We start from the raw sequence: 1,082 nt of genomic DNA, 5'->3' as shown, positions 1-1,082 counted from the left end.
CCCCGGACCTGCCGATCAGCGGGATCGACCTGCTGTCCGCCGGGGAGCGGCGCGAGCTGCTGCTTGCCGTCGACGGCGAGGCGGCCACGGTGAGCCTGCCGGGGCTGTTCGCGGCGCAGGTGGCGGCGAGGCCGGATGCGGTCGCGCTCGTCTGCGGTGACACGGAGTTGACGTACAGTCAATTGAACATTCGGGCGAACCGGTTCGCGCATGCGCTGATCGCACGGGGTGTCGGCCCGGAGCGGGTCGTGGCGGTGGCGCTGCCGCGTTCGGTGGAATCCGTGGTGGCCGTCCTCGGCATCCTGAAGGCCGGGGCCGCGTACCTTCCGGTGGATCCGGCGTACCCGCAGGCGCGGATCGCGTTCATGCTGGCGGACGCCCGTCCGGCGCTGCTGGTCGACGATCCGGCGATGCTGGTCGAGGGGGACTGGCCGGACACCGACCCGGAGACCGCGCTCGACGTCCGGCATCCGGCGTACGTGATCTACACCTCGGGCTCGACCGGTCGTCCCAAGGGTGTCGTGGTGAGCCACTCCGGTGTGTCCGGCCTGGTGGCGGCGCAGGCCGAGCGGCTCGGCGTGGCGCCGGGCAGTCGGGTGCTCCAGTTCGCCTCGCCCAGCTTCGACGCGTCCTTCTGGGACCTGTGCAGTGCCGTGCTCACCGGTGCCGCCCTCGTCCTGGCCCCGGCCGAGGCTCCGTTGGAGGCCCTGACGGACCGCCGGCTCGACGTCACCCATGTGACCCTGCCGCCCTCGGCCCTGGCCGCGCTGGAGAGCGCCGACCTCACGGCCGACACCCTGGTGGTGGCGGGTGAGGCCTGCTCGCCGGAGCTGGTGGCCCGCTGGGCGCCCGGTCGCCGGATGATCAACGCGTACGGTCCGACGGAGACCACGGTGTGCGCGACGATGAGCGACCCGCTGTCGCCCGGCTCGGGGGTGCCGCCGATCGGCCGACCGGTCGCGGGCTTCCGGGTGTACGTGCTGGACGAGCGGCTGCGCATCGTGCCGCCGGGTGTGGCGGGGGAGTTGTATGTCGCCGGCCCCGGCCTGGCGCGCGGCTACCTGAACCGGCCGGGCCTGACG

General features: G+C 73.6%; 1 protein-coding gene. It reads left to right on the top strand.

Features of this window, described 5'->3' with window-relative positions:
- Positions 1-1,082, top strand: a 1,082-nt coding sequence (locus ACFVWU_RS44965; RefSeq protein ID WP_387632538.1) for an AMP-binding protein, incomplete at both ends; no start/stop codon positions are given.

It is taken from the genome of Kitasatospora sp. NPDC058190 (genome assembly GCF_042883685.1).
In the GTDB taxonomy this organism is placed as follows: Bacteria; Actinomycetota; Actinomycetes; order Streptomycetales; family Streptomycetaceae; genus Kitasatospora.
Note: the sequence above shows the minus strand (reverse complement) of the source record. Positions and strands in the feature narration are given on the sequence as shown.